The organism is Shinella sp. M31 (genome assembly GCF_049199205.1).
In the GTDB taxonomy this organism is placed as follows: Bacteria; Pseudomonadota; Alphaproteobacteria; order Rhizobiales; family Rhizobiaceae; genus Shinella.
The window spans coordinates 34,656-57,792 of record NZ_JBLZPH010000058.1 but is presented as its reverse complement, the minus strand read 5'-3'; the positions used below and the strand labels follow the sequence as shown (position 1 = coordinate 57,792).

The following is a 23,137-nucleotide window of genomic DNA, read 5'->3' as shown; positions in this document are numbered from 1 at the left end:
GCGTAGCCGTTTTCGGAAAGACATAGGCGCCAGCATACTGCGCAGCGAAGCCTTGCCATGCCTGAAGGAGGATGAGACCACCTCCGAAGAACGCCTGGGCCGCGCGAAAGCGAAGCCACCCATACCACCCATTCCAGAGGCAACGCTTTCGCGCGGTTCTCCGGTTTCACAGGCCTTCAACCCGATGGGAAACCCTGCGGGCCGTTTCCGGCTGCGCACAATTTTTGGGGGAACGCTTCGATGACATCCGAAAGAGAGGGCGCGGTTTTACCGGCAAAACGCGGCGGTGACGATGATGGCGTCACCATGCTGATCGTCGCCCAGTGGGCGGCGAGCGAGGCCCGCCTCTTCGACACCTGCCCGCTGCCGCGCTGCCGGCGGGCGCGCCGCTGCTCGGGATGCAAACGGTCGGGCAGCGGGTCCGCAGCCGTCGCCGATCCGAAAAGCCATCCGCCCTGCATCCTGACCGACGAAGACGCGCAACGCCTGCACGCGGGCCTCGCCGCCGTGCGCCGCCACATCACCGAAATCCTCGCCCAACCGATGCCGGACGATGAGGAAAGCGACGATGGGGAGGACAAGCCGATCGCCTGGCCACAGCCGAGAGGATTGCCGCGCCTTCGCCGGCGCGGGCGTCACGGCGGCCGGCGCGCAAAGGCCTGCAAGGCTCCTTCTGGGGTTCAGGAAACGCCGAGCGATTCCGCCGAGATCCAGAACACCGCATCCTGCGATTCGGCCGTTTCCAGCCAGACGAAATCGAGATGCGGGAACTCCTCTTCCAGGATTTCCCGGCCCGAGCCGATCTCGCAGATCATGCCGCCCTCGGGATTGAGATAGGCAGGCGCCTCCACGAGAATGCGGCGCACCAGATCGAGCCCGTCGACGCCGCCGTCATGGGCCATTTGCGGCTCCGCGCGGAATTCCGGCGGATAGCCTTCCAGCGCCTCGTGGTCGACATAGGGCGGATTGGTGATGACGAGGTCGTAGGTGCGGCCCTCGAGCGGGGCGAAGAGATCGCCCTGAAAAAGCGTCACCTGGTCCTCGACATCGTGTTCGTCGAGATTGATCCTGGCCACCTCCAGCGCATCGGCCGAGAGGTCCACAGCATCCACCGTCGCCTGCGGGAAGAATTTTGCGGCGATCACCGCAAGGCAGCCGGAGCCGGTGCAGATATCGACCGCACTTTCCACCGTCATCGGGTCCGGCAGGAAGGACGAGCCGTTTTCGCCGAGATATTCGGCAAACAGGATTTCGCCGATATGCGAGCGCGGCACGATCACCCGTTCGTCGACATGGAAGCGCACACCCTGGATATAGGCGCGGCCGGTGATGTAGGACGAGGGCTTGCGGGTCGTCACGCGCGTCTCGATGCGCTCGGCCAGCAGGCGGCGCTCCTCCGGCAGCAGGCGGGCGTCGAGGAAGGGATCGAGCGCGTCGATCGGCAGTTCCAGGCTGTCGAGCAGCAGATAGGCCGCGTCGTCGCTGGCCGTCGTCGTGCCGTGGCCATAGCTCAGATCGGCGGCGTTGAAGCGCGAGATCGCATAGCGCCAGTAGTCGCGCAGCGTCACGAGTTCGGTTGTGATGTCTTGCTGTGTCAACGGCGGCCTCGTGTGCGATAGAATGAGCTGGACGGACCCGGCTTTAGAATGGCAAGGGCGGAGCGGTCAATCATAACCATAGAGGCTTTCCGCGACAGCATGGCGAAGGATACGCACAACAGGCACAAACCGGCTCCCGCCCGCAAGGCAGGCGCGCCATCGCGTGCCGCCGCCACCGCCAAGCCGCGCCCGGCGGCCAAGCCGAAGTCGGCGCCGGACGGCAAGCGCGTCACCCTGCCCCGCGCGCTCTCCAAACTCGGTTTCTGCTCGCGCACGCAGGCGGAAGCGCTGATCGCCGAGGGCCGCGTCGCGCTCTCCGGCCGCACCGTCACCGAACCGGAAACCTGGATCGACCTCACCGAGGCCGCCATCACCGTCGACGGCAAACCGGTTGTCGCCGAAGCCCGCCTCTACCTGATGCTGAACAAACCGCGCGGCCTCGTCACCACCCGCCACGACCCGGAGGGCCGCCCGACGGTGTTCGAATGCCTGAAGGATTTTGCCGACGCCCACATCTCCCCCGTCGGCCGCCTCGACAAGGCCAGCGAAGGCCTGCTGCTCTTCACCAACGACACGGATTTCGCCAACGCCCTGCTTGACCCCGTAACCCATGTCGCAAAAACCTACCACGTCCAGATGGACCGAATCGCCGATGACGAAGTGCTCGCAGCACTCGAGGCCGGCGTGCATCACGACGGCGAGTTTCTGCGCGCCAAAACGGTGCGCAAGCTGCGCGAGGGTGAGAAAAACTCCTGGCTGGAAATCACCCTCGACGAAGGCCGCAACCGGCAGATCCGCCGTATGCTGGAAGCGCTCGGCATCGAGTGCCTGCGCCTCCTGCGCGTCTCGATCGGCAATCTGCAGCTCGGCGACCTGGAAAAGGGTGCCGTGCGCGCCCTCACGGAAGCGGAAATAAAGGACCTGCGCCGCCTCATCCGCGGCGGCTAGCGGAAGGCGACTTCGAGGTTCTGCCGGTCGCGCGAAAGGACCGAGCAGTTCGTCTCGAACCCGTCCGCCTTGATGGCGAGCATGAATTCCGGCGGAATGCCCGCCGTGTTGCTGACCATGATGCCGGCGCCATCCACGCCGAGGCTTTTCACGGTACAATCGATCGTCGAGCGGCGATCGTTGAAGACGATGTTGCCGGCCTTGAGCACGCGGCGGCGCGCGCTCATGCCATCCGCCCCCTGTATGGACGTAAAGGACATGCAGCGGTTCCGCCCCGTGCCTTTCGCCTGGTACATCGCCGCGTCCGCCTGCGCGAGCAGCGTCTCGATATCACGCCCGACAATGGAGAGCGCCGAAACGCCGAAGCTGGCGGTGACGTTCAGCGTGCCGAACTCGCCCGAAATCGCCCGCGCCGCGATTTCCGCCCGGAGCTTCTCGGCAGCGATCATCGCATCCTCGGCACCGACGTGGGGCAGCAGGATGGCAAATTCCTCGCCGCCGAGACGCCCGAACAGATCGCTGGTCCGCAGTTTCGACCGGCACGTCGCCGCAACCGCCTTCAACACCTCGTCGCCCGCCGCGTGACCATAGGTGTCGTTGACCTTTTTGAAGTGGTCGACATCGAGCACGAGGCAGGCAACATCGTGTTTGTGGCGCAGCGCCGTCGCAATCAGCTGCTCGGCCTCGCGCTTGAAGGCCCGGCGCGTCAGAGCATCGGTGAGACTGTCGGTCGAGGCGGTCTGCATCAGCTCGATCCGGTCCATCGCCGCACCGGCCAGTTCCTCAAGGATACCGAGATCCCTGCGGCTGAAAGACCGCGGTGTCCGATCAATCGCGCACACGGTGCCGATCGTATGCCGGGCCTTCGTTTTCAGCGGCACGCCGGCATAGAAACGCACGTGATCCGGCCCGGTTACGGCAGGATGCGTAGCGAATCGCAGGTCCCTGCTCGCGTCCTGCACCACCATCGGCTGCTCATCGTTCAGCACAAAGCGGCAGAAGGTATCCTCGATTGGCACCTCGTCAGCGGAAAGGCCCGAGCAGGCCTGATACCATTGCCGATGACCGTCGATGAGCGAGACAAGCCCGATCTCAACGGTGAAGACCTGCTGGATCAATCGGACGATGCGATCAAACCCTTCGTCGCGCGGACTGTTCAAAAGGTCGAGACTGTCGAGCGCGGCAAGGCGATCCTTCTCCCGCTTGATGGCTTCCGCCGACGACTGGCCGAATGTCCTCGCTGTCATGCCGCACTCCCGCTTCAGGCTCCGACCCTGCCTTTGGACAAAACCGGTGCGTCTTTTTGAACACGGGCATGCACAGCGGGCAACGGCCACAAATAAGGGCTTTGCGCTTTTCCCCGCCAAAACGGATTGTCCCATAATCGGAGCGAAAGCAGGCCTGCAGGCCGACAACCGGAAGGAGTGGCAGGAGCTGTGGTCTGCTCAGCCCAGCATTTTCACAAGACCGTTGACGGTATTGGCGTTGCGCAGCGTGCCGATACCGAGCTTCTTCGTCGTCAGGTGCGACAAGAGCCGGGTGTCGCTCGGCTTGCCAGCGAAATCGACCCACAAATTACCGTCGACGATAGCGAGCCGGATGCCCGGCGTGGCAAGCGCTTCGAGTTTCGACAGGACGTCCCGGCCGAGCGGTTTTCGCATCACACGGATACCGACATTCTGCCCGTCGCCGCCAGGAAAGGGATTTTGCGCGGCAACACGTTTCCAGGCATCGGCCGTGCGCAGGAGAATATCGACATGTTTGCCGAAGCGTGCCTGAAACGCCGTCTCCAGCCGTTGTTGGATTTGGGAAAGCGGCGCCTCCTCCGCCTCGAAGATCAGGTTGCCCGTCGCGACCAGCGTGCGCGGTGCACGAAACCCGAGCTCTTCCGCCATGGCCCGGAGGTCCGTCATGACGAGCCGTTTTCCAGGGCCGAGAATGATCGAATGGAGGAGCGCGACATAGGTGGTCACGGATCAGTCTCTCCCGGCACGGGAAACGCGCCACAGCCGCCAGGGCATCCACCACGAATAGCGGCTTTCCAGCCTTTCGGGCACGGGATCGAATCCATGCGTGCCGCCGGGACCGCAGCGCATGACGCGAAACAGCGTCATGAAGCCGCCCCGCCACAGCCCGTGCCGCGCAACGGCCTCGTAACCGTATTCCGAGCAGGTCGGCAGGTGGCGGCAGGAATTGCCGATAAAGCCGGAAAGCGTCAGCTGGTAGAGGCGGATGAAACCCATGCCGAAAAGCCGCCCCGGCGTCTTGCGAAACGGTCCCCGCCAGTTGCGGCCCTTATAGGCCTGGCGCGGGGCGTCGTGCCGGCAATCCGGGCCGTCACACATTCATCCTCACCCGACCTTGACGAGCCGCTTCGCCTCGATCTGGCCGATGGCGTCCACCACGGCGTCGAAGGTCAGCATGGTCGAGGCGTGACGGGCCTTGTAGTCCTTGACGGGCTTGAGAAAACGCATGTCCTCGAAGCGCCCGCCCGGCCCCTCGCCGTCCGCCTTCAGCATGGCGAGCATGTCTTCCCGCGCCTGGCGGATTTCGGCAACTGTCGCGCCGATCACATGACGCGCCATCACCGAGGACGACGCCTGGCCCAGCGCACAGGCCTTCACCTCATGGGCGAAGTCGCTGACCGTATCGCCATCGAGCTTCAGATACACCTTCACCCGCGAGCCGCAGAGCTTGGAATGGGCGTTCGCTTCGGCATCCGCGTCCGGCAGCGTGCCGATACGGGGAATGTTGCCGGCGAATTCCAGGATACGGCTGTTATAAATATCGTCCATCATGGCCCTGTTTTCCGCGTTTTTTGCGGAATCTTCAATGATCCGAGGAGATTATTCCGATCACGGCGGGAAAAAAGCACGGCGTGTCGCCTCCCGCCTCTTTCGCACGTGGTGATCCATACTATATGATAACTCGTATTGGGGTGAGCGTTTTGCAAGAAGCCGGAGAGCCGAAAGCGGACATCACCTGTTGTTTGGGAAACCGTGCCGGACGGTCGAGCGCACTGATAAGCCGAGACCCGAAAGCCCCGGAGCCCGCCAACGGAACCCAAGCCTGCAGGGTTAGGCGAATGGCCAGTGGCGAGTCCGATAAACACGTCAGGTAACCTGCAGAAAGGTCATGGGTCCATGGACGCCATAGTCACCAATTTTCCGCGTGTCGACGATCAGTCGGACCGTCCTTCGCAGAAGGAAGCCGAGGACGCCGTTCGCGTGCTGCTGCGCTGGGCGGGTGACGACCCGCAGCGCGAAGGCCTGCTCGATACGCCCAAGCGCGTCGCAAAGGCCTATCGCGAACTGTTCTCCGGTTACGACCTTGCCGCCGAGGATGTGCTTGGCCGCACCTTCGAGGAAGTCGCCGGCTATGACGACATGGTGCTGGTGAAGGACATTCCGTTCTTCTCGCATTGCGAACACCATATGGTGCCGATCATCGGCAAGGCGCATGTCGCCTACCTGCCGAACGGCCGCGTTCTCGGTCTCTCCAAGATCGCCCGCGTCGTCGAAATCTTTGGCCGCCGCCTGCAGACGCAGGAGACCATGACGGCGCAGATCGCGAAATCGATCGACGAGACGCTCAACCCGCGTGGCGTGGCCGTGATGATCGAGGCCGAGCACATGTGCATGGCGATGCGCGGCATCCAGAAACAGGGCTCGACAACGCTCACCACCACCTTTACCGGTGCCTTCAAGACCGAACCGACCGAACAGGTCCGGTTCATGACGATGATCCGGAGCTAGGCAGGTGCCGGCTCCACATGATGGAGCCGGATGGCCATGACGATCACCTTCGACGCCCCCTCCAAGGACAAGGCCGAGCTCGAAACGGGCCCGGCCTTTACGCCGCGTTTCGACGAGCATGGCCTGGTGACCGCCGTGGTGACGGATGCGAAGGATGGCGAACTGCTGATGGTCGCGCATATGAACGCGCAGTCGCTGGCACTCACCATCGAGACCGGCATCGCCCACTACTGGAGCCGCTCGCGCCAATCGCTATGGAAGAAAGGCGAAACTTCCGGCAATCTCCAGACCGTCGTGGAAATGCGCACCGATTGCGACCAGGATGCCGTCTGGCTGAAGGTTTCCGTCGCCGGCCATGACGCGACCTGCCATACCGGTCGCCGCTCCTGCTTCTATCGCACCGTTACCAACGGAGAAGACGGCGCGGTGTTGACCATTACCGGCGGCGCCCCGCAATTCGACCCGGCGTCCGTCTACAACAAAAATTAAGCATCTGCATAAGTTCTGGACCGTTCCGACACAGATTCATCCTTTGGAAACCGGTCCGGACGCCTAATCCTTCCCATGGCGGCTGCTATCCCCGCCATGCGGATCAGGACATGGAACACCATCGCTCGCATGCGTCACGACCGGTTTCCAGGACCACCCCGAAAGGGTCGACGATCCTGCGGGCAACTGCCCTCCTCCAGCCTCGACCGGACGCATCCCACGGAGTTTTCAGGTCTGTCTTCGCCGTGCAAGTTCCCCGCGTCACAGACTGCATATACCCTGTCACTTATTGTGTTCTGCAAGGACGCCGAGGCGCTGGAACTGATCGCTTCGCCGGGAATTCCTTTCGGGTACGGAGGTCTGCATGTTGAACTGGAGTTTTAATCGTAGTCTCGTAACGGCGGATGCTTCAGATCCGGGCGGCCCTTCCATGAACAATATGCCCATCATTCCCGTGCCGACCCCGCCGCGCAAATCCAAGATCGCGCTGGCGCTGGGTGGCGGCGCCGCCCGCGGCTGGGCCCATATCGGCGTGCTCAGGGCACTTGAGGAGGAAGGCATCGAGATCGGCATGATCGCGGGCACCTCGATCGGCGCCCTCGTCGGTGGCTGTTATCTTGCCGGCAAGCTGGACGAACTGGAAACCTTCGCCCGGTCGCTGACCATGCGCCGCATCGCCAGCCTGCTCGATTTCACCATTCGCGGCTCCGGCCTGTTCGGCGGCATGCGGCTCACCAAACGCATGCAGGAGCATCTGGAAAATCTGTCGATCGAGGATCTGGACCGTCCCTTCGTCGCCGTCGCGACGGAAGTCAACAGCGGCCACGAGGTGTGGATCAACAGCGGCTCGCTGATCACGGCGCTGCGCGCGTCTTATGCCTTGCCGGGCATCTTCGAGCCGATCAAGTGCAACAACCGCACGCTGGTCGATGGCGCGCTGGTCAATCCGGTGCCGGTCTCGGTCTGCCGCGCACATGAGGAACCGCTCGTCGTCGCCGTCAATCTCAACTACGATCTCTACGGCCGCTCCGCCGTGATCAAGCACAGCGCAAGCCCGCAGAAGATCGACGAAAACCGGCAGGAAGACAGCGCCGCGCGTCTTGGCCTCACCGGCGTCATGGTTCAGTCGTTCAACATCATCCAGGACCGTATTTCTCGCGCCCGTCTCGCCGGCGATCCGCCGGACCTGGCGCTGCATCCGAAGCTGTCGGATATAGGCCTTTCGGAATTCCACCGCGCCGGCGAATCGATCGACCGCGGCTATCTCGAAGCCAAGGCGCGGATTTCCGAAATCAAGCGTATGCAGGAAGTCGTGATGGTCGCGCGCTAAGAACAAGTCATCTTTGAAGACACGGCGGGCGGGACGATCAGCGATCGTTCCGCCCGAAACCGTTCAATGACACTATCAGCTGGCGATATAGGCTTTGATGGCGTCGGCTTCGTGCTTGATCGCGCGGATGTGGGATTTCACCACGTCGCCGATCGAGATGATGCCGACAAGCCGTCCGTCCTTCTCCACGGGGATATGACGCGCACGCAGCTTGCTCATCCGTTCCATGAGCTCGTCGACGGTCTCGGTCTCGCCGCAACGATAAACGTTGCCCCACATGATGGAGGAAATGGGCTTGTCCATGCAGTCCGCGCCGTTGCGGGCAACGGCGGCCACGATGTCACGCTCGGTTACGATGCCGGCGATACGGTCGTTGCGATCGACAACCACAATGGCGCCGATATGGTTTTCATGGAGATAGACGGCAGCCTGCCTGACTGTGAGCTGCGGGCCGCCGGTGACGACGTTGCGGCCTTTTTCGTCCAGTATCGTCTTTACATACATGCGTACCTCCCGTGTGCATCATGACGCAGAGAGGCGGGACACCCATGCAGGGATGCCCTGCCTGTACCAGGAACATCCTTTCCTCCTTGGATGTTCCCCGTTCCGGTGTGCATGTGCGAACCGGAACATAAACATGGTGCGCCACGAAGGAGGCGATTGCAAGACCGCTAATGGACTATCGTTAATCCCGGCGGGTTTCGCCGGTTGCGACGTCGAACAGCGGGAAGAAGAAGAAGCCGAAGAGGAAGCCGCCGATATGCGCCTCCCAGGCCACCGCGCCACCGGCGACGGAGCCGAAGATCTGGCCGAAACCGATCAGGAAATTGGTGAGGAACCAGATACCGGAGAAAACGAGCACCGAGCGGTTCGAAAGCGCTTCCGCAACCGTCAGGCGCCGGTTGAGATGGGCGAACTGCCGGCTGATGCGGCCGCTTGGCGAAAAGACGAAGCGGGCAGCCGCTCCCATCAGGCCGGAGACCACGCCCGAAGCGCCGACGACGAGAATCATCGCGCCCCAGTGCAGCGCCGTGTGGAAGGCAACCGCGGCCACCGCCGACAGGCACCAGAAGATGAAGAACCGGGTGAGCCCGATGCGCCGCACGACGGGTGCGCCGAAGGCAACCATCCAGAAGGCGTTGAAGATCAGGTGTTCCCAGCTGCCGTGCAGCAGCGAATAGGTGACGGGGCTCCAGAGCCAGCCGAGATCCTGCTCCGAAAAGGGGATCGTGTAACGGCCCGGAATGAAGGCGAACTGCAGGAGGACGTTTTCGTCGGTCACCGACGACAGCAGGTAGGTGCGCACGACATGGATGAGCGTCAGCACCGCCAGCATGAAGACGAGCCCGCCGGGCAGGTTGAACGCGGGCTCCCGCTTGCGGATATCCGCGCCGTCATCGTGCATCTCTACGCCGTCACCGCTCATGGCCGATCCACCAAACTCACAAAATACGAATCGCGCTTATACAGACAAAAGAAAGGCCGTGCAGCTTTCGCCGACGGCCGGTGCCCCCAATCCCCGGGGCTGAAATCGATGTGCAGTAAACCATTTCCTCGTGGAGGAATGCCCGGATGTTTGGCCAAAACCGTCCGGCTGCGCAATCGAAACCAATCGTTAACCTTAATATCGAGATGGCACGAAACTCGCATCGCTCTTTCCAAATGTCCGTTTCGCCCACTCTGGCGTGCCGGAACGGTACAGAATCGAATGGATATGAGCATGCAGACGAAAGCCGTAACGGCGCTTTACGATTATTGGACGCGCAAGCGTGGCGAGCGCCCTCTTCCGCTGCGCAGCGCAATCGAGCCCGCGGATATCGCCGCCATCCTGCCCGACGTCTTTATCCTCGAGCATATCAGGCTTGCCGATCCGCGCTTTCGCCTCGCCGGCACCCGTTTCTGCGCGCAGTTCGGCCGCGAGCTGAAGGGCGAGGCCTTCGACACGCTCTTTGCTCCCGACCAGCGTAACCGGGTCGCCCGCATTGCGGAAAATGTCATGGCGCATGGCGCCCCCGCCATCCTGCAGGTCCAGCTCGTCGACGGCACGCTGGAAACGACGGATGCCGAGATCGTCCTGCTGCCGCTCGCCTCGAAGGGGCGCGTGGCGGACCGCATCATCGGTGCCTTCGCACCCCTTCCCGGCCAGCGCCCGCCGCTCTCCGCCTTCCGCTACGCCACGCTCGGCTCCCTCTCGGTGATCGATCCAAGCCGCGCGCAGGCCGCCGCCGGCAACCGGCCGGCGATCCCCATGCCGGCCTCGATCATGGCGATGCGCCCGCCCGCGCTTGGCCAGACGGTCAGCCGCGTCCTGCACCTGCGCATCTTCGAAGGCGGGCGACAGGCGGAAGATCTGCGCGAGCGCTAGGGATTTTGCAACTTGCGGCACGTGAAAATTGCCGTAACGTGAGGAGCCCACCACTTTTCAAGGAGCGGCAAACCTTCTGTTAACCGCGAAAGCTTAAGACTTGGAAAGACATAAGATCATCAGGCCCGCGCGCACATGTATTCATTTCAGCAAGCATCGCCCGCCGCCCGCAAACCGCAGCCCGACCAGCGGAGCTTCCAGCGTGTTTCGGTGAACCTGCCCGGCCGGCTGATGCTGCCCAATCACGATGAATACGATTGCTCCGTCATCGACATGTCGCCTGGTGACGCCAACATCATCTGCTCCGCCCGCCCGCGCGTCGGCGAACGCATTATCGCCTATGTCGACCATCTCGGTCGCATCGAAGGCAATGTCGCCGTTCTCAACGACGAAGGCTTCGCGATCACGCTGACTGCCACGGACCGCAAGCGCGAGAAACTCGCGGCGCAGCTGACCTGGATCGCCAACAAGCACGAACTCGGCCTGCCGGAAGACCGCCGCCATAACCGTCTGACGCCCCGCAACACGCGCACCGAAATCACCCTCGACGACGGTCGGCGCTACCCCTGCCGCATCATCGACCTTTCGCTCTCCGGCGCCGCCGTCGATATCGACGTGCGCCCGGCGCTCGGCACGCCCGTCCAGCTCGGCAATATGAAGGGACGCGTCGTGCGCCACTTCCAGGAAGGCGTGGCGATCGAGTTCTCGTCAGTCCAGTCCAAGGAAGCGCTCACCTCGTTCCTGTAGTCTTTCGGGACGGCGCAAACGCCAGACTGTGTCACAAGGGCCCTGCGGGGCCCTTTTCTGTTTCAACATGGCACATCGACAATTCCGCGAAATATTTTGAATTTTTTTTTCAAGCCAAAATCGCCTCGAAATGGCGAACCAAGCCAAGACACCTGCCCCAAGAGCGCCAAAGACCAGCCCCCGATCATCATCACCCGGGTATGAAAGGGCTCGCGTCGGGCCACACCAAAAGGTGAAGATGCGTAAAAAACACAAAAAATCAGTCATTTAACGAACAACGACACCCCCACGAAACGCGGAATTGGTTCAAATTTTACTCAAATTCACCTCAAATACGGATCAAATTAATCTCAAGTTTTGTTTTTATTTTATACTTATGCGATCTTGATTTGAGCTAATTTATACTTCCGACTTTCGCGTAAGGTCAAAAAGTCCGTGTCATTGTCCCATCATCAAACGGGGACAGAACAATGACAAAAACAATCAAGACAGGGGCAGTCGCATTTCTCTTCTCTCTGGCCGCCGCACAGGCCGCCATGGCACTGCCGGCCAACATTCCGCTCGCCGGCGCCACCAACCAGCCGATCGGTCACTACGAATTCTGCAAGCAATATGCCGATGAATGCCGCTCGAACGGCAAGGATGCCGGTCCACTCGTCCTGACTCAGCAGAACTGGAAGACCATCCTCAACGTCAACTATGCGGCCAACACCGACGTGCAGCCGATGACCGACATGGAAATCTACGGCGTCGAGGAAAAATGGGCCTATCCCGATACGGTGGGCGACTGCGAAGATTACGTGCTGCTCAAGCGCAAGCGCTTGATCGAGGCCGGCATTTCGCCTTCGAACCTGCTGATCACGGTCGTGCTCCAGCCGAATGGCGAAGGCCATGCCGTGCTGACCGTGCGCACCGATCGCGGCGACTTCGTGCTCGACAACATGCGCAACAAGGTCCTGCTCTGGTCCGAAACCGAATACCGCTACCTGAAGCGTCAGTCCTCGGCCAATGCCGGCAAGTGGGTCAAGCTTCAGGACGGTCGTGCCGACGCCGTCGGTAGCGTCAAGTAACACTGAAGGCGCCGATCCCGGCGCCGCATGACGACATTGCCCGGCTGCCCCGCCGGGCAAGAAAAAGGGCCCGGTCAGTCCCCCAATCCCCGTCCCGACCATGGCCCTGCGGCCGGTTCTGCTGTCCCGGAACCGGCCGCCCCCTTTTTTAGTGGGGCACGCCGCCCCTCGAAATTCATTCAAAATTAACCACGTTCGCCGAACCTCGCCGCAAGAGATTCAGGCACACCTGAGTCCCGATTTTCTCTCGGCGGGCGAGGAACGCGATGACCATTGCGACGACAGGTGACGACGGCCACGCACCGCTTCTCTCCAACCGCCTGCTGACGCGACTGACCATCGGCGTGGCCGTTCTCGCCGGCCTCACCGTCGGCATCAGCATTGCCGGCCGCATGCTCGGAGAGCGCATCGCACTGGCCGGCCATACGGAAAATGCCGAGCCGGTGGACGTCGTGATCGGCCAGGATCAGATCCGCCTTCCTGCCAATGTCATCCGCTTCGAAGAGCAGCGCCATACCGGGCTTGCCGAACGCGTCGATCTCTATCTCACCTGGCCGGAAATGCAGGGCTACTCCAATGCCGAGCGCAGTCGATTCAACGATGCCAGCCGCCCGGAAAGCTTGATTTTCCTTAGCCTTTCACAAAGCACCATGTCGAAGGACATGTCGGGCCGGCTGGAGCCAATCTACAGCCACCTCTTCGACGGCCAGACGGAACTCGGCCCGGCCGCCCTCACCCTGCGCCACCTCAAGGACAATTCCGGATACGGCAACGAGGTGTTCTTCACCGGCACGCTGCCCGATGGGTCGGATTATGCCGTGCGCTGCATGATGCCGGCAGACGGCACGCCATCGACCAGCGCCGATTGCCAGCGCGATATTCACATCGGCAGCGATCTTTCCGTGCTTTACCGTTTTTCGAGCAGACTTTTGCCGCAGTGGCAGGCCATGGAAACGCGCGTCCGCGACTATCTCGGCCAGTCCCTCGTCCGGAACGGCCGCCCGCTCGCCGTCAACAGCAGCCGATAAAATAATGGCGATCTCAGAAACCAATGATTCATCATAAACCGATTGGTAACGCTGTCTCGCTACTGTGCTGCTAACGGTCGTTCCGGACCCTCCTATCCGAACACCATCTGCAATCCGAGAATGAAGAGTAACGTAGTGTCCCGTTCCGTATTCCTCGATTTCCTCCCCCGCTCCTGTCAGGCAGTTGCCACCGTTGCGCAAGGTCTGGTGATGGTTGGAATGGTCAGCACCGTCGCCTTTGCGGCGCCTGCGGAAGCCTCCCCGAAATATGCCGGCATCGTCATCGACGCCAAGACGGGCAAGGTGCTCTACAGCGAAGACGCCGACGAGCTGCGCTATCCGGCGTCCCTCACCAAGATGATGACGCTGTATCTGACCTTCGAAGCGCTGGAAGCTGGCAAGATCCGTCTCGATACCCGCGTGCCCTTCTCGAAGAACGCCTCGAGCGAGCCGCCGACCAAGCTCGGTGTGCGCCCGGGCAATTCGATCACCGTCGAACAGGCCATGCTCGGCCTCATCACCCGTTCGGCAAACGACGCCTCTACGGCGCTTGCCGAAATGCTCGGCGGCTCGGAAGAGCGCTTTGCCCGCATGATGACGCAGAAGGCCCGTGCGCTCGGCATGACGCGCACCACTTATCGCAACGCCAACGGCCTTCCGAACACGGCACAGGTTACCACCGCCCGTGACCAGGCCCGCCTCGGCATCGCGCTGCGCCAGCATTTTCCGCAATATTACGACTACTTCTCCGTCCGCAGCTTCCGCTTCGGCAAGCAGGTCATCAACGGCCACAACCGCCTGCTCGGCAGCGTGCGCGGCGTCGATGGCATCAAGACCGGCTATACCCGCGCCTCCGGCTACAATCTCGTGACCTCGGCCGTTGCCGATGGCCGTAGCGTAGTCGGCGTCGTGCTCGGCGGCCGTTCGGGCGGCGCCCGCGACCAGCAGATGCGCAAGCTCATTGCCGCCTACATGCCGAAGGCCTCGCGCCGCGGCGGTGGCGACCTGATCGCCGAAACCAAGGATGCACCGACACTGACGGCGGATGTTGCTACCGAAACGGTCACCGCATCGGCAAGCGGCACGCTCAGCAACCGCGGCATGGAACTGCCGGAAAACGGCCCGGTTCCGACCTACCGCTACAACGAAGCCCGCATCGAAACCGCCTATGCGGCGACGTCGGGCGAAAACGAGATCGTCGGCAAGCGTGCGCTCGCCGCAACGCTCAAGCTGCAACGTGAAAGCGTCGTTCCGGCGGAAGACCTCACGGAACAGGGCGATACCGGCGGCACGCTCGACAAGCTGACCACCTCTTCGACCACCACCACCACCATGGCTTCGGAAGCCACGCCCTCGGGCTGGGTCATCCAGATCGGCGCGACGCCGGACAAGGGCCAGGCGCAGGAACTGCTCTCCAAGGCGAAGACTTCGGGCGGCAAGGTACTTTCCAGCGCAATGCCCTTCACGGTCGCCGTCAACAGCGGCAGCGGCGCGCTCTATCGCGCCCGCTTCGGCGGCTTCGACAATCAGAACGGTGCGACGGCAGCCTGCAAGGTGCTGAAGCGCAAGGGTTTTGCCTGCTGGGCCAGCCAGCAGTAACGAGATTGGGCCGCGCCTGACGGCGCGGTCTCCGGACCACCGTCTTCACCCGCAACGGCATCGGCAGGTATTGCGTACCGATGGCTGCGGAGGAAGACAGGCGGATGCCGCATGTAGCGGCTCTGTCACCCTCGGTTAGGTATTGCGTACGAGGCAGATCATGGCGATGAACGAAAACCTTTTCGATGTTCCCGCAGCGCGCGACGAAAAACGCCGCCCGCTGAAGGGCACGCTCCACCCGCTGCACGAGGCAGCGATGCGGATCGCGGATATCGGATTGGGCCGTTCGCGCAACAAGACGAAGGATCTCGTCGGCATGCTTTTGGCCCACGGCGCCCGCGCCTGGCGCTCCGGCCAGCCGGCCGCCGGGATCCATCTGCATGTCGGCGCCAGCGAGCGGCGCTATCCGGTGCGGATGCGCATTCGCTGATTTTCAGCCGTTAAAGAAGACCGAGTTCGGCGAGTTCGCGCCGAAGCTCCAGCGGCAGATCGGCCAGCCCCTCACCCATATTCTTGAGATCGCGCGGGGCGTCGTCCTCGGTGAGGTAGCGCCAGCCCTGGAAGGCGCGGCGCGGCTGGTATTCGGTCTCGATCACTTCCGGCCCAAGCATCAGTTCGCAGCGGGAAATGCCGTCGACATCCGTAAAGCTCTTCAGGCCGAGCAGCCGCTGGCGAGCCTGCACCTGCCCCTTGATCACCCAATAGAGCGAACCGCCGTCGAGCAATTCCTGATCGCGCTTCGGGATCATGCGAGTGATGTGGCTGGAATGCGGCTCCATACCTGCCGCGATCGCGATCAGCGAGCGTTCGGACACCCATTCACGCAGATCATCGATGCTGTCAGCACCAACACAGAGTTTGATGAGATGTAGGGCCATGGCTCTTTGAACGCCCTTGCGGCGGCCGGGTCAAGAGGCCGCCGCGTCGCACTCCACAGACATCAGATGGACGATCAGCACTCCACCACATTGACGGCGAGGCCGCCGGTGGAGGTTTCCTTGTATTTCTCGTTCATGTCGACGCCGGTCTGGCGCATCGTCTCGATGCAGGCGTCGAGCGGCACGAAGTGCTGGCCGTCGCCCTTGAGCGACAGCGAGGCCGCCGTGACCGCCTTGACGGCGCCCAGCGCGTTGCGCTCTATGCACGGCACCTGCACAAGGCCGGCAATGGGGTCGCAGGTCATGCCGAGATGGTGCTCCAGCGCGATTTCCGCGGCATTCTCCACCTGTTCCGGCGTGCCGCCCATGACGGCGGCAAGGCCGGCGGCGGCCATGGCGGAGGCGGAGCCCACCTCGCCCTGACAGCCGACCTCGGCGCCGGAGATCGAGGCATTGTGCTTGATGATGCCGCCGACGGCCGCGGCCGTCAGCAGGTAATCGCGAATGCCGTCCTGGTCGGCATCCTCGTGAAAATGCAGGTAGTAACGGATCGTCGCGGGCACGACGCCGGCCGCACCATTGGTCGGCGAGGTCACGACGCGGCCACCGGCGGCGTTTTCCTCGTTGACGGCCATGGCATAGACGGAGAGCCAGTCATTGGCGAGCAGCGGGTTCGCCTTGTTGGAGCGCCACTCCTCCTGCAGCTTGTCATGGATCGAGCGGGCACGGCGGCGCACCTTGAGACCGCCCGGCATGATGCCCTCGTTCTTCAGGCCGCGGTCGATGCAGCTCTTCATGGCGCCCCAGATGCGGTCAAGGCCGGCATCCAGCTCCTCGCGCGACATGGTCGCTTCCTCGTTGGCGCGCTTCATCTGGGCAATCGTCATGCCCGAACGCTCGGCCATTTCCAGCATCTGCTTGGCCGAGGCGAAGGGGAACGGAACCTTCGCGCCGCCGGCCTTCGCCTTGCTGGCGCGCATCTGCTCCAGTTCGGTATCCGTCACGACGAAGCCGCCGCCCACGGAATAGTAGATGCGCTTCAGCAGAAGACGGTCGTCGCGGTCATAGGCGGAGAAGGTCATGCCGTTGGCATGGCCGGGCAGCGGGTTCTTCTTGTCGAAGATCAGGTCGGTCTTCGGCTGGAAGGCATAACCGGGATGGCCCGGCGGCGTGATACGGCCGGTGCGCTCGACCTCGCCCACGATCGCATCCATCTGGTCCGGATCGACCATATCCGGCCTCTCGCCCATCAGGCCGAGAATGACGGCGCGGTCGGAACCATGGCCGACACCGGTATAGGCGAGCGAGCCGTGCAGGCTCATGCGGATACCGGCGACATGGGCGTTCGACGGGCGCGGCCAGTCGTCGGAGAGGATCAGGTCAAGAAAGCGGTTCGCCGCCGACATCGGCCCCATCGTGTGGGAGCTCGACGGCCCGATACCGATCTTGAAGACATCAAAAACCGAAAGGAACATTCCCTGACTTCTCCTCGCCGCAGCCGGCTCATGCTTTGACCGTCGAAGCTACGTTATCACGGCGCGCACTCTTGGCGATCTCCCGACATCGGGTTTTACCAGTGCGACATGCCGAAAACAAAAACAGCGCGTCTCCATCGAGAGCGCGCTGTTCATGTAGGGACTTGGGCCTGAAGTTTTCAGATGCCGCCGAAGAGATAGGCGATGACCAGAATGGCGCCAAAACCGAGGACTGCACGGGCGGTAACGCCCCAACAGGATTTCTGAACGGTGCTTTCCATGATTTCCCCGAATGGAAGTGTCGTGCGAGCCGCCGATATCAGCGCCGCATGGGGCTCTGTTTAATGAAGAATTTATGAAACCGCAATCGCGAAAAATGGCGAAACCAAGGCGCCGTCAGCATGGGAGCCCCGCGTTTCATGCATGACCTGTCGCAAAATCAGACAGTTGCGGGCTTTTGGCGTTCCTTTGCCGTTCCCACGCCCCGCCTTCGTTTTGCTCTAGGTCTGAACGGCGTGCGAAGGCGCCATCCCGCGGCTTGCAAAATGTTGAATCCATGGCACAAGACGTCTCATGAACACCCCTGATCTAATCGCGCTCGCCCTCTTCCTCGTCCTGTGGACCGGCTATTCCTGGATCACGGACCGGGCAAAACTGTTCGACCGGGTGAGCCTGACGCGCGCCATGAGCTCGCAGCGCGCAGTCTGGATCCGCAACGCCATGCATCGCGATCTGCGCATGATCGACACGCAGATCATGGCGGGCCTGCAGAACGGTACGGCGTTCTTCGCCTCCACCTCGCTTCTGGCGCTCGGCAGCTGCTTTGCGCTGCTCGGGGCGACGGAACAGGTTTTCGCGATCTTCAGCGACCTGCCTTATTTCTTCCACGGCAGCCGCGCCGGCTTCGAAATGAAGGTCGGCGGCCTTGCCATCATCTTCGGCTACGCCTTCTTCAAATTCGGCTGGTCCTACCGGCTGTTCAACTATTGCACCATCCTGCTCGGCGCCATGCCGATGAGCGGCGACATCCACAAGGACCCCGCCGGCGCGGACCTCGCCGCCGACAAGGTGATCCGCATGAATATCCTGGCCGCAAAGCACTTCAACAAGGGCTTGCGCGCCATCTTCCTGTCGATCGGCTATCTCGGCTGGTTCGCCAGCCCGTTCCTGTTCATCGCCACGACCATCGGCATCATCATCGTGCTCGTGCGCCGTCAGTTCTATTCGGAAGCCCGCCTCGCCGTGCTCGAACGCCTCGACTGAACTCTCCCGACAAACCCCTTCCCACCCGGCCACCTTTCGGCCATCCGCCCGGCGCAAGCTTGGCGTGACACCTTCCTATGGACCAAGCAATGCGGCGACCCCGAAACATGACGACAACGGTGATTGACGGCAATGGGGCAGTGGACGGCGGGCAAACGCGCCGGCTTCCGCGCATCCCGCTGATCGACCAGCTGCGCGGCGTCGCCCTGATCGCCATGGCGATCTACCATTTCACCTGGGACCTCGGCTTCTTCAGCTATATCGAACCTGAGACGGCCACCACCGGCGGCTGGCGCATCTTCGCCCGGGTGATCGCCGGCAGCTTCCTCTTCCTCGTCGGCTTCAGCCTCGTGCTCGGGCAGCGGAAAGGTTTCGAGGCAAGGCCGTTCTTCATCCGGCTTGCCAAGATCGGCGGCGCGGCGCTCGTCATCACCATCGCCACCTGGTTCGCCTTCCGCGAAACGTTCATCTTCTTCGGCATCCTGCACGCCATTGCTGCCGCGAGCGTCATCGGCCTTCTCTTCCTGCGCCTGCCCATCCTCATCACGCTGCTCGCGGCTGCGGCTGCGGTCGCAGCACCGCTTTATCTGCGGGCACCGCTCTTCGATCATCCCGCGCTCTGGTGGGTCGGCCTGTCGGTCAACATTCCGCGCTCCAATGACTATGTGCCGCTTCTGCCCTGGATTGCACCGGTTCTTCTCGGCATCGTCCTGGCCAAGTTTTTCGTAGCGAGCACGCTTCCCGAACGGCTGGCCGGGCTTGGCGGCCGGACAAACGATCGGTGGAAAACCCTGCTGGAGGCCGCAGGGCGCCACAGTCTCGCCATCTATCTTGTCCACCAGCCCGTATTACTCGCGCTGGTCTACGGTTTTTCGCTGGTCATACCGGCGCCGGCACCCGATCCGGCCGTCGGCTATATCAAAAGCTGCATGCACGCCTGCGAACCCGAACGTGGCGCCGGATTCTGCCAGAACTTTTGCGGCTGCACGCTGACCGGATTGCAGGAACAGAACCTCTTCGCCGACCTCAACCGCGGCGCGATCGATGTTACGACGGACGAGCGGATCACCGCGATCTCCTCGCAATGCACGGCAAAGGCCGAGACGGAAACCGACCTTAAGGAGTAGGGATCATGAATGCCTATCGCATGAAGCCACTCGCCTTCCCCTGGCCACCGCTGATCTACGGCGCGGCGCTTGCAGTCGCCTTCCTGCTCCAGGCCTATTTCCCGCTCGCGGCATCCGAAACCGACAGCCTGATCGCCACCGCCGCCGGCGGCGTGCTGATCCTCACGGCGGTCGTGCTGGATGTCTGGGCGATGCGCACGCTCCTCGATTGCCACACGACCATCCTGCCGAACCGCTGTTCCACGCATCTGGTCACGTCAGGCCCCTATCGGCTCACCCGCAACCCGATCTATCTCGGCTATACGCTGGCGACCGCCGGCATCGGCCTCGTCATGCTCAATCCCTGGTGTCTGGTGACGGCCATCATCGCATCGGGCCTGACCAGCATCGTCGCCATCAAGCGCGAGGAGCTGCACCTGCTCTCGCGTTTCGGCATCGATTTCGAACGCTACTGCAACGGCACGACCCGCTGGATCTGAAACGACGATGGCGCCGGATGTCTCCACCCAGCGCCATCCGATAGATTTGGAACCAACTGCTCAGGTGCCGACGCCGATTTCGGCGAGACGGGTCAGGCAGGCCTCCTCGACATTGTCGAGTTCGGCCAGCGTTTCCTCGATATCCCGCCGCTTCTGGCGCAGCTCTTCGCGCTTTTCACTGACCTTGGTCATGAGCATTTCGAGCTGCCCCACCTCGCCCGGCGGGTCCTTGTAGACGCGGATGATGTCGCGGATTTCGGCGATGGTGAAGCCGATGCGCCGGCCGCGCAGGATTTCCAGGATCAGGCGACGGTCTGCCGGTCGGAAAAGGCGCGTGCGGCCGCGGCGCTCGGGATTGATGAGCCCCTCGTCCTCGTAGAAGCGCAAGGTGCGGGTGGAAACCCCGAATTCACGCGTCAGCTCGGTTATGGTATAAAACTTGTCCACGCCTGCTCCGATCATTGCTGAACGGCACTTTATTGACTTTTACGTATAAGTCAATTTTTCGCGTCAACGGACAGCGAACCACCATGTGGCGAGCCCTAAAAAGGCGGAGAACCCAACAATATCGGTGACCGCCGTCACGAAGACGCTGGAAGAGACCGCGGGGTCCGCGCCCGCCTTGTCGAGCAGCATGGGAATCATAATCCCGGCGAGAGCCGCCGCACACATATTGATCAGCATGGCCGCCGCGATGACAATGCCGATATTGGCGTCTTGGAACCAGATGCCCGCCACCGCGCCGATCATCAGGCCGAAGGCGACGCCATGCAGCAGGCCGACCCCCGCCTCGCGGCGCACGACGCGCCAGGCGTTGTGAATGTCGAGGTCACGCGTCGCAAGCGCACGCACCGTCACGGTCATGGTCTGCGAACCGGCATTGCCTCCCATGCCCGCGACCGCCGGCATCAGGATGGCAAGCGCCACGATCTGCTCGATCGTTCCCTCGAACAGCGAGATGACAGAGGCGGAGAGAAACGCCGTCAAGAGGTTGACGAGCAGCCAGGGCGCTCGCGACCGGGACGTGGTGATGACGGTGTCTGAAAGCTCTTCGTCACCGACGCCGCCGAGACGCATCAAGTCTTCTTCAGCCTCTTCCTGGATGACGTCGACCACGTCGTCGATGGTCAGTACGCCGACGAGGCGGCCATTGTCATCGACGACGGCGGCGGAGAGAAGGTCGTACTGCTCGAAGAGCTGGGCGGCCTCTTCCTGGTCCATGTCGGCCGGGATCGGGTGGTTGGTTTCGCGCATGACCGTTTCGATCTTCGTGCCGCGCGCCGTGCGCAGGATGCGGTCGAGATCGACGACGCCGAGCAGGCGGAAGGTCGGATCGATGACGAAGATCTGCGAAAAGCTCTCCGGCAGGTCGGCGTCCTCGCGCAGATAGTCGATCGTCTGACCAATCGTCCAGAACGGCGGCACGGCGACGAATTCCGTCTGCATGCGGCGGCCGGCCGTGCTTTCGGGATAGTCCAGCGAGCGGCGCAGGCGGATCCTTTCGGTGAACGGCAGCTTGGAGAGGATTTCCTCCTGATCTTCCTGATCGAGGTCTTCCAGAATGTAGACGGCGTCATCCGAATCCATCTCGCCGAGCGCAGCGGCGATCTGCTCGTTCGGCATGTGCTCGACGATATCGAGGCGGATCGCCTCGTCGACCTCGGTCAGCGCCGCAAGGTCGAAATCGGCGCCGAGCAGCGAGACGAGCTGGCGGCGCTGCTCCGGCTGGATCGCTTCGAGAAGGTCACCCATTTCCGATTCATGCAGCCGCGCGACGTGGCGGCGCAGGAACAGCAGGTCGCGGTCGGCAATCGCCGCACCGACATGCATGAGGAAATCCGAACGGATCGAACCGTCCTCGGCATAGATGTCCTCACCGTCGAAGGTACTGTGTTCCAAGGTCTTGCCCTGCTGCTCGATGCGGTCGTCGTCGCCGGTGTTGTCCATCGGGCCGCTCCTTGCGTCGGGGTCGTCCCGCAGGGCCACGCCGGCGGTGCAGAGACGACAGGGATTTCAGTGCAGGGTTCCTCGCAGGCGCCCGAAACAGGCGTCGCACACCCATCGTGCTAACCCAAAGCGTCCGCCCGGTCCATCATCGAAAGCGGCAAAAGCCGGTGCGATTAAACTTTTTCGCAAGCTGTTGCAACGACATGAAAATCGAAGGTTTTAACGCGCCTGGAAGAGGCCCGGCATTTTCCCGCCGGCGCAAACGGGTTAGGAAGGGAGACATCGACGACCGGAGAAACCATGGCCCTCCTGCCTATCCTGCGCTACCCCGACCCGCGCCTGCGCCAGCCCTGTAAGCCGATCGAGATCTTCGACGAACGGCTGGCGGCCCTCACGGACGATCTCGCCGCCACCATGCGCGCCGCCCCCGGCATCGGCATCACCTTGGCCCATGTCGGCATTCTCGAACGGCTGACGGTGATCGAACTCGACGGTCCCGGCTCCCTCCGAGCCTATGTGAGCCCCGTCATCGATTGGTTCTCACCGGAGATGCAACGCCACACCGAAGGCAGCGTCTCAATGCCCGGTGTCACCGACGAGGTGGAGCGCCCTGCCCGCATTCGCGTCAGCTACCAAGATCTTTCCGGCGCGTCGCAGGCTCAAGAAGCGGACGGCCTGCTTGCCGTCTGCCTGCAGCACGAGATCGACCAGCTCGACGGAATTTTCTGGATCGACCGCCTTTCACGGCTGAAGCGCGAGCGCATCGTCAAGAGATACGGCAAGCTCAAAGGCTGATTCGCGCAAGTCTTTCTGAACGCAGAAGAATCACCGCCGAAAAAATCTCCTTGAAGTAGGAACAATCGGATTCGTCCCGCATTTCTGAGCGCGAATGCAAGGGACGATAGCAATGAAAATCATTTCCTGGGACAAGACTTTGGGCATCCTGCTGCCGGGCTCCGCGCGTCCACGTTTCGTGCGCGACGTGGCCAGCGCCATGCACCTGCTCGCCGAACTTTGGCCGGTTACCTACGGTCGCGCC

At 62.5% G+C, this 23,137-nt stretch carries 26 protein-coding genes and 1 pseudogene; 15 read left to right on the top strand and 12 right to left on the bottom strand.

The window, feature by feature from the left end:
* The coding region (locus tag ACOZKU_RS09100) for a hypothetical protein (RefSeq protein ID WP_421578599.1) at positions 1-244 on the top strand (244 nt) is incomplete at its 5' end.
* A gap of 23 nt (positions 245-267) precedes the next feature.
* Here the strand turns inward: ACOZKU_RS09100 and ACOZKU_RS09095 are convergent.
* Both ACOZKU_RS09095 and prmB read right to left on the bottom strand, forming a co-directional pair.
* Positions 268-639, bottom strand: a complete 372-nt coding sequence (locus ACOZKU_RS09095; RefSeq protein ID WP_421578598.1) for a hypothetical protein — start codon at positions 637-639, stop codon at positions 268-270.
* A 41-nt stretch (positions 640-680) separates the two neighbouring features.
* Positions 681-1,598, bottom strand: a complete 918-nt coding sequence (gene prmB, locus ACOZKU_RS09090; protein WP_421578597.1) for a 50S ribosomal protein L3 N(5)-glutamine methyltransferase — start codon at positions 1,596-1,598, stop codon at positions 681-683.
* Between the two features lie 99 nt (positions 1,599-1,697).
* Here prmB and ACOZKU_RS09085 point away from each other — a divergent pair, with 99 nt between their 5' ends.
* Positions 1,698-2,546 carry a pseudouridine synthase gene (locus tag ACOZKU_RS09085; protein ID WP_421578596.1) on the top strand — a complete coding sequence of 283 codons (849 nt, stop codon included), beginning with the start codon at positions 1,698-1,700 and terminating at the stop codon, positions 2,544-2,546.
* Here the strand turns inward: ACOZKU_RS09085 and ACOZKU_RS09080 are convergent.
* From ACOZKU_RS09080 to ACOZKU_RS09065, 4 genes are all read right to left on the bottom strand, one after another.
* Positions 2,543-3,793 (bottom strand): sensor domain-containing diguanylate cyclase, encoded by a 1,251-nt coding sequence (locus ACOZKU_RS09080; protein WP_421578595.1) that lies wholly within the window; start codon positions 3,791-3,793, stop codon positions 2,543-2,545. The two genes, ACOZKU_RS09085 and ACOZKU_RS09080, sit on opposite strands and share 4 nt — an antisense overlap.
* Before the next feature lie 198 nt (positions 3,794-3,991).
* Positions 3,992-4,519 carry a DUF1697 domain-containing protein gene (locus tag ACOZKU_RS09075; protein WP_421578594.1) on the bottom strand — a complete coding sequence of 176 codons (528 nt, stop codon included), beginning with the start codon at positions 4,517-4,519 and terminating at the stop codon, positions 3,992-3,994.
* Positions 4,520-4,522: 3 nt separating this feature from the next.
* On the bottom strand, positions 4,523-4,891 hold the full coding sequence (gene yidD / locus ACOZKU_RS09070; RefSeq protein ID WP_421578593.1) for a membrane protein insertion efficiency factor YidD: 369 nt from the start codon (positions 4,889-4,891) through the stop codon (positions 4,523-4,525).
* A gap of 6 nt (positions 4,892-4,897) precedes the next feature.
* On the bottom strand, positions 4,898-5,344 hold the full coding sequence (locus ACOZKU_RS09065; protein ID WP_314093817.1) for an iron-sulfur cluster assembly scaffold protein: 447 nt from the start codon (positions 5,342-5,344) through the stop codon (positions 4,898-4,900).
* 345 nt (positions 5,345-5,689) lie between these two features.
* Between ACOZKU_RS09065 and folE the strand changes: the two genes are divergently transcribed.
* From folE to ACOZKU_RS09050, 3 genes are all read left to right on the top strand, one after another.
* Positions 5,690-6,301 carry a GTP cyclohydrolase I FolE gene (gene folE, locus ACOZKU_RS09060; RefSeq protein WP_298096500.1) on the top strand — a complete coding sequence of 204 codons (612 nt, stop codon included), beginning with the start codon at positions 5,690-5,692 and terminating at the stop codon, positions 6,299-6,301.
* 36 nt (positions 6,302-6,337) lie between these two features.
* Positions 6,338-6,790 carry a phosphoribosyl-AMP cyclohydrolase gene (gene hisI / locus ACOZKU_RS09055; protein WP_421578592.1) on the top strand — a complete coding sequence of 151 codons (453 nt, stop codon included), beginning with the start codon at positions 6,338-6,340 and terminating at the stop codon, positions 6,788-6,790.
* Between the two features lie 364 nt (positions 6,791-7,154).
* Positions 7,155-8,120 carry a patatin-like phospholipase family protein gene (locus tag ACOZKU_RS09050; protein ID WP_421578591.1) on the top strand — a complete coding sequence of 322 codons (966 nt, stop codon included), beginning with the start codon at positions 7,155-7,157 and terminating at the stop codon, positions 8,118-8,120.
* Positions 8,121-8,195: 75 nt separating this feature from the next.
* On the opposite strand, the gene ACOZKU_RS09045 is transcribed toward ACOZKU_RS09050, so the two are convergent.
* Together ACOZKU_RS09045 and ACOZKU_RS09040 are read right to left on the bottom strand one after the other, a co-directional pair.
* On the bottom strand, positions 8,196-8,624 hold the full coding sequence (locus ACOZKU_RS09045) for a CBS domain-containing protein (RefSeq protein ID WP_117366132.1): 429 nt from the start codon (positions 8,622-8,624) through the stop codon (positions 8,196-8,198).
* A 181-nt stretch (positions 8,625-8,805) separates the two neighbouring features.
* Positions 8,806-9,546, bottom strand: a complete 741-nt coding sequence (locus ACOZKU_RS09040) for a rhomboid family intramembrane serine protease (protein ID WP_421578590.1) — start codon at positions 9,544-9,546, stop codon at positions 8,806-8,808.
* A 294-nt stretch (positions 9,547-9,840) separates the two neighbouring features.
* On the opposite strand from ACOZKU_RS09040, the gene ACOZKU_RS09035 reads away from it, so the two are divergent.
* The 6 genes and pseudogenes from ACOZKU_RS09035 (at position 9,841) to ACOZKU_RS09010 (ending at position 15,359) form a co-directional block, all read left to right on the top strand.
* Positions 9,841-10,485, top strand: a complete 645-nt coding sequence (locus tag ACOZKU_RS09035) for a PAS domain-containing protein (protein ID WP_421578589.1) — start codon at positions 9,841-9,843, stop codon at positions 10,483-10,485.
* Positions 10,486-10,620: 135 nt separating this feature from the next.
* Positions 10,621-11,232: a PilZ domain-containing protein gene (locus tag ACOZKU_RS09030; RefSeq protein ID WP_314093826.1), complete on the top strand. Its 612-nt coding sequence runs from the start codon at positions 10,621-10,623 to the stop codon at positions 11,230-11,232.
* Positions 11,233-11,702: 470 nt separating this feature from the next.
* A complete protein-coding gene (locus ACOZKU_RS09025) occupies positions 11,703-12,302 on the top strand; it encodes a transglutaminase-like cysteine peptidase (RefSeq protein WP_421578588.1) in 600 nt (199 codons plus the stop codon).
* A 266-nt stretch (positions 12,303-12,568) separates the two neighbouring features.
* A complete protein-coding gene (locus tag ACOZKU_RS09020) occupies positions 12,569-13,330 on the top strand; it encodes a hypothetical protein (protein ID WP_421578587.1) in 762 nt (253 codons plus the stop codon).
* Between the two features lie 237 nt (positions 13,331-13,567).
* Positions 13,568-14,929, top strand: a pseudogene (locus ACOZKU_RS09015) (serine hydrolase); the annotation flags it as partial.
* Between the two features lie 160 nt (positions 14,930-15,089).
* Positions 15,090-15,359: a hypothetical protein gene (locus tag ACOZKU_RS09010; RefSeq protein WP_314093833.1), complete on the top strand. Its 270-nt coding sequence runs from the start codon at positions 15,090-15,092 to the stop codon at positions 15,357-15,359.
* Between the two features lie 10 nt (positions 15,360-15,369).
* Here the strand turns inward: ACOZKU_RS09010 and ACOZKU_RS09005 are convergent, their stop codons facing one another.
* Together ACOZKU_RS09005 and ACOZKU_RS09000 are read right to left on the bottom strand one after the other, a co-directional pair.
* Positions 15,370-15,807, bottom strand: a complete 438-nt coding sequence (locus ACOZKU_RS09005) for a DUF1489 family protein (protein WP_298096528.1) — start codon at positions 15,805-15,807, stop codon at positions 15,370-15,372.
* Between the two features lie 74 nt (positions 15,808-15,881).
* Positions 15,882-17,282 carry an L-serine ammonia-lyase gene (locus ACOZKU_RS09000; protein ID WP_314093834.1) on the bottom strand — a complete coding sequence of 467 codons (1,401 nt, stop codon included), beginning with the start codon at positions 17,280-17,282 and terminating at the stop codon, positions 15,882-15,884.
* A gap of 573 nt (positions 17,283-17,855) precedes the next feature.
* Here ACOZKU_RS09000 and ACOZKU_RS08995 point away from each other — a divergent pair.
* From ACOZKU_RS08995 to ACOZKU_RS08985, 3 genes are all read left to right on the top strand, one after another.
* On the top strand, positions 17,856-18,545 hold the full coding sequence (locus tag ACOZKU_RS08995; protein WP_421578586.1) for a DUF599 domain-containing protein: 690 nt from the start codon (positions 17,856-17,858) through the stop codon (positions 18,543-18,545).
* A 107-nt stretch (positions 18,546-18,652) separates the two neighbouring features.
* Positions 18,653-19,672 carry a DUF1624 domain-containing protein gene (locus ACOZKU_RS08990; RefSeq protein WP_421578585.1) on the top strand — a complete coding sequence of 340 codons (1,020 nt, stop codon included), beginning with the start codon at positions 18,653-18,655 and terminating at the stop codon, positions 19,670-19,672.
* Between the two features lie 5 nt (positions 19,673-19,677).
* Positions 19,678-20,151: a methyltransferase family protein gene (locus ACOZKU_RS08985; RefSeq protein ID WP_421578584.1), complete on the top strand. Its 474-nt coding sequence runs from the start codon at positions 19,678-19,680 to the stop codon at positions 20,149-20,151.
* 60 nt (positions 20,152-20,211) lie between these two features.
* Here the strand turns inward: ACOZKU_RS08985 and ACOZKU_RS08980 are convergent, their stop codons facing one another.
* Positions 20,212-20,598, bottom strand: a complete 387-nt coding sequence (locus ACOZKU_RS08980; protein WP_117366965.1) for a MerR family transcriptional regulator — start codon at positions 20,596-20,598, stop codon at positions 20,212-20,214.
* Positions 20,599-20,661: 63 nt separating this feature from the next.
* Entirely contained in the window at positions 20,662-22,098 is a 1,437-nt protein-coding gene (gene mgtE, locus ACOZKU_RS08975) for a magnesium transporter (protein WP_421578583.1), read from the bottom strand.
* Positions 22,099-22,398: 300 nt separating this feature from the next.
* On the opposite strand from mgtE, the gene ACOZKU_RS08970 reads away from it, so the two are divergent.
* Entirely contained in the window at positions 22,399-22,893 is a 495-nt protein-coding gene (locus ACOZKU_RS08970) for a peptide deformylase (RefSeq protein WP_421578582.1), read from the top strand.
* Positions 22,894-23,137 lie beyond the last annotated feature (244 nt).